The sequence below is a fragment of the Acinetobacter sp. UBA6526 genome (assembly GCF_002434875.1).
Taxonomy (GTDB): domain Bacteria; phylum Pseudomonadota; class Gammaproteobacteria; order Pseudomonadales; family Moraxellaceae; genus Acinetobacter; species Acinetobacter venetianus.
Window position 1 is genome coordinate 1 of record NZ_DJLC01000114.1, and the last position, 4,998, is coordinate 4,998.

The 4,998-nt window shown below is 42.4% G+C and carries 5 protein-coding genes; 4 read left to right on the forward strand and 1 reads right to left on the reverse strand.

Going from position 1 to position 4,998, the window contains the following annotated elements:
• From B4237_RS07725 to B4237_RS07740, 4 genes are all read left to right on the forward strand, one after another.
• Window positions 1-369: glutamate ligase domain-containing protein (locus B4237_RS07725; RefSeq protein ID WP_349679986.1), on the forward strand; the 369-nt coding region annotated here is incomplete at its 5' end.
• Between the two features lie 21 nt (window positions 370-390).
• A complete protein-coding gene (locus B4237_RS07730) occupies window positions 391-1,788 on the forward strand; it encodes a UDP-N-acetylmuramoyl-tripeptide--D-alanyl-D-alanine ligase (RefSeq protein WP_286942541.1) in 1,398 nt (465 codons plus the stop codon).
• Window positions 1,789-2,907, forward strand: coding sequence for a phospho-N-acetylmuramoyl-pentapeptide-transferase (gene mraY / locus B4237_RS07735; RefSeq protein WP_007480741.1), 1,119 nt, complete (start codon window positions 1,789-1,791; stop codon window positions 2,905-2,907). It begins immediately after the preceding gene.
• A 60-nt stretch (window positions 2,908-2,967) separates the two neighbouring features.
• A complete protein-coding gene (locus B4237_RS07740; protein WP_286942543.1) occupies window positions 2,968-3,786 on the forward strand; it encodes a putative RNA methyltransferase in 819 nt (272 codons plus the stop codon).
• A 12-nt stretch (window positions 3,787-3,798) separates the two neighbouring features.
• Here B4237_RS07740 and B4237_RS07745 read toward each other — a convergent pair.
• On the reverse strand, window positions 3,799-4,998 hold a 1,200-nt coding region (locus B4237_RS07745; protein WP_286942545.1), incomplete at its 5' end, for a penicillin-binding transpeptidase domain-containing protein.

Sequence of the window (4,998 nt, forward strand, 5' to 3'; positions counted from 1 at the left end):
GGCTGTGGTGGAGATCGAGATCGCGGTAAACGTCCGTTGATGACTCAGGCGGCTTTAGATCATGCTAATCCTGTGATTTTGACCTCGGATAATCCGCGCACGGAAAATCCAGAGCAAATTTTTGTGGATATGAAACAAGGTATTCATTTTGCACAACATACCATGCATGAAATTCATGATCGTCGAGAGGCGATTAAGTTTGTTGTTGATCAAGCACAGGCCGGTGACATTGTGGTGATCGCTGGGAAGGGACATGAAAACTATCAGGAAATTGATGGGGTTCGTCATTGGTTTGATGATGTGGTTGAGGTGCAATCAGCAATTGCAGCACAGTCACATGCAGTAGATTCAGCTTATCCTGCACAATAGGATTCAAAGGTAATAACAAGTATGCATACATCAACGACGAGTACCGTTCCATTAGAACCATGGACAGCTGAACAATTACAACAAGCAACTCAAGGTGAATGGCATAACGCCAGAATCCCACAAGGTGAAGTGAAACGTATTCTGACAGATTCACGTCATGCCGAAGCTGGAGATGTCTTTCTTGCTTTAAAAGGTGAGCGATTTGATGCACACAATTTTGTCGATCAAGTGGTTATACAAGGTTGTCAAATTGCCATTGTAGAGCGTCCAGTCGATGCAGAAATTGCACAGCTCATCGTTAAAGATACACGATTAGCGCTTGGACATTTGGGCGCATATCGTCGTCAACAGAATCAGCAGTTGAAAGTGATTGCACTCACAGGTAGTAGTGGTAAAACCACGACCAAAGAAATGTTGGGCAGTATTTTATCTCGTTTGGCACCGACACTGATCACGCGTGGCAATCTAAATAATGATTTAGGTGTGCCAATGATGTTACTTGAGTTACGTCAAGACCATCAATTTGCTGTGATGGAGTTAGGTGCCAGTCATCAAGGTGAAATTAATTACACCTCAAATCTAGTTCAACCACATGTGGCTGGTATTTTAAACATTGGTACAGCGCATCTGGGTGAATTTGGTGGTCGAGAAGGGATTTGTCGTGCTAAGTCTGAAATTTACAGGCATATTTGGGACTATGGGACTGCGATTGTTCCTGCACATGATGATTTCACTGTAAACATTCGTCTTAATGCGCAAGGACATCAAATCTTAAGTTTTGGTGAAGGGGGCGATGTGTTCGCTACGGATGTCGTGCTACACCCTCAATCAGCTCAATTTAATTTACATACACCACAAGGTTCTCGCGCTATAAACCTACCCTTTGCGGGAGCGCATAATGTGCAGAACGCAGCTGCTGCCGCAGCATTTGCACTTGCGATTGGTGTTGAGCTTGATCAGATTGTAGAAGGCTTAGAGCAAGCGCAGGGTGCTAAAGGTCGTTTAAACTTTATCCAACATCAAAATCATCTTTTCATTGATGATACTTATAATGCGAACCCAACATCAATGCGTGCAGCAGCACAGGTTTTGCTACAACAACAAGGCCTAAAAGTCATGGTGATGGGGGATATCGGTGAACTCGGTGAGAGTAGCTGGCAAGAACATCATGATCTTGGTCGAGATTTAGTGGGTCAGCCATTAGATCATTTGGTTGTTGTTGGTGAGTTTGCTACAGCTGCACAACAAGGTGCGACAGATTCTGCAAAACTGCATGCCTTTGCATCTCAAGCAGATGCGTTACCATTCTTAATTAATTTAGTCCAAACACATCAACCCCAGTCCATGAGTTTCCTGTTTAAAGGGTCTCGTTATACCCATATGGAAACGTTGATGGCTGACTTGATGGAGAAAATTTAAATGTTGTTATGGTTATTTGAGCAATTGGCGGACTATAACAGTTCGTTTCAGGTTGTTCGTTATTTAACGTTGCGCTCTTTGTTGAGCTTGCTGACTGCTCTGACGATCGGACTAGTTTTAGGTCCAGTCATGATTCGTAAATTACAGGCATTAAAATATGGTCAGGCTGTGAGCTCTTTTGCGCCAGAAAACCATGCCAAAAAAATGGGCACCCCAACGATGGGCGGGATTCTCATTTTGCTCTCTATCGGGATCAGCACGCTATTATGGGCTGATTTATCCAATCCATATGTCTGGATCGTACTTGGTGTGATGGTGGTGTTTGGTGCGGTAGGCTGGGCCGATGACTGGATTAAAGTTCGTTATAAAGATAATGCCGGCTTGCCCGCACGTAAGAAGTTTTTTTGGACTTCGGTGGCATCTCTGGGAGCGGGTATTGCCTTATATGTGATTGCGAAACAGCAGGATAGTGCCGTACATACAGCGAATATGCTGGATTTGCTGATTCCTTTCTTTAAGAATTTGTCGATTCCTCTATCTGTTGTGCCGCTGGGTTTAGCATTTATTGTTTTCACTTATCTTGTGATTAATGGTGCATCAAATGCGGTTAACTTGACGGATGGTCTAGATGGTTTGGCGATTATGCCAATCGTTATGGTTGCAGCAGGCTTGGGCGTTTTTGCTTATTTATCTGGTGACATTCGTTTTGCGAATTATTTGCATATTCCATACGTTAAATATACCTCTGAGCTCGTAGTGATTTGCTCTGCAATGATCGGAGCGGGTCTTGCTTTCCTTTGGTACAATGCGCATCCTGCCCAAGTCTTTATGGGTGATGTCGGAGCTTTAGCGCTTGGCGCGATGCTTGGTACGATTGCGGTGATGGTTCGTCAAGAAATTGTCTTTGCAATTATGGGCGGTGTATTTGTCATGGAGGCTGTTTCTGTATTCTTGCAAATCGGTTCATTACGTATGCGAAATAAACGTGTATTCTTAATGGCGCCATTACATCATCATTATGAAAAGCAAGGTTGGAAAGAAACACAAGTCGTAATCCGCTTTTGGATTATTACCATTTTCCTCGTTGTGTTAGGGTTGATGACGTTAAAATTACGTTAAGCCAAGATTCGAGAAAAGAGCTGGTGATGACCAGCTTTTTTTTATGTTTGGAGAAAATAGATGAGTTTGTTGATGTGTCCTGTTTGTCGCCAATCGTTGAATTTGGCGGAGAATAAATGGCGATGTGAACAAGGACATAGCTATGATGTGGCCAAACAAGGTTATGTAAATCTTCATGTGGTTCAACACAAACATAGTAAGACACCGGGTGATACTGCTGAATCTGTATTAGCACGCCGTGAATTTTTACAAGCAGGTTATTACCAGCCATTACAGCAAGCGGTTGTTGAGATACTTCAGCTGCTTAAACCAAAAGCAATTTTAGATATTGGCTGTGGTGAGGGTTATTATACCGATGCGATGCAAACGGTTGCTAACGATTGTATTGGTGTTGATATTGCTAAAACAGCGGTACAACGTGCAGCAAAACTAAATTCCAAAGTAACATGGATTGTTGGAACAGGTGCAACATTGCCCGTTCAAAATCATTGTGTTGATGTTTGTACGAGTTTATTTAGTCCAATTCCTCAAGCAGAAATTGCTCGAGTTTTAAATCATGGCGGACATTTAATTGTTGTAACGCCTGCACCTAAGCATTTATATGATTTAAGAGCTGCTTTATTTGAACAGGTAAATTTACATGAGCCTCATAAGTTTGTTGAGCAACTTGAAGCTGAGTTTGAGTTGATACAAGAGCAAGTGATTGAAGCGCCGTTAAGTTTGGATCAAATGGCCTTAAAGAACTTAATCGCAATGACGCCTTATGCTTATAAAGCCAATCCCGAACGACGGATGTTGTTAGAGCAGAATCCAGTATTCACGGTAAGTGCCGCTTTTCAGATTTATTTATTTCAAAAAAGAAAAAAGCCATCAATTTGATGGCTTTTTAGCTTATTGGATTTGGTTAATGAGGTTTTCTATATTATCTCTTTCTTTCTTCGGTGACGGACTTTGAGTCTCCGTACCTAAAGCAGGTGGTTGTTTTTTTGAGGGAACAATAATTTGTTCATCAGCTGAAGGTGCTGTGCCAGGTAAGTCTGAGAAATCGTTATCTATTGAACGTGTTGGAACAACTGGTGCTGGGCGATAGAGAGGACGCGCTAATGGTGGAGATGCACGATAAACTTTTTGATCTTCGCTTTGTTGAACTTGTAGTTCATCACGAGAGATTGGTGCACTTGCATCTTTATCAAAACGAACCCATGTAGACGGTGTGCCTGCAAGTGACTTCGCCATAAAGTTCGACCAAATAGGTAGTGCAGCAACACCACCATATTCACGACGACCTAATGTGCGAGGTTGATCAAATCCAACCCAAGCAATCGCGACGAGCTTGCCATTAAAGCCTGCGAACCAAGCATCTTTCGCATCATTGGTTGTTCCTGTTTTACCACCTAAGTCATCTCGTCCAATTTTGAGTGCAGCACGACCTGTACCACGCTGAATTACGTCATGTAGGATATTTGCCATATCATAAGCTGAACTGGATTTTAAAATTCGTTGAGCTTGTTTGTAATTGCTATTGGTCTTGAGTAATCGATCAGGATTTGCATCTGTCGCTTGAGTTTCTGATGATGCTAGAGCGTTCTCTAAGCTTTCATTGGTGATCTCTTGTGTTTCATCATCTTGGTTGGTGTCTTGTGCTTGGTTATAAGCATTTGAGTCGCTGATGCATGGAATACATGCATATTCAGGCTTAGCTTCATAAATGATATTGCCATTATTGTCCTCAATTCTTTTGATGAAATGAGGCTGAATACGATAACCGCCATTTGCAAAGGTTGCATAACCTGTTGCCATTTGCACTGGAAGAACTTGAGGTGTGCCGAGCGCAATCGTGTAGTTGCGTGGAATTTGATCATCCTGTAAGCCAAAATCCATAAATAATTGGCGAGCTCTTTCGATTCCTACATTCTGTAATAAGCGCACAGAGACTGTATTTCGAGATAAATACAATGCACGACGTAGCGGAATCATACCGAGATAGCGACCATCAGAGTTTCGAGGAGACCATTTGCCAATCGTAATGGGACTGTCATTCACCATGCTAAATGGTGTCATGCCGCGCTCTAATGCTAATGCATAGACAAA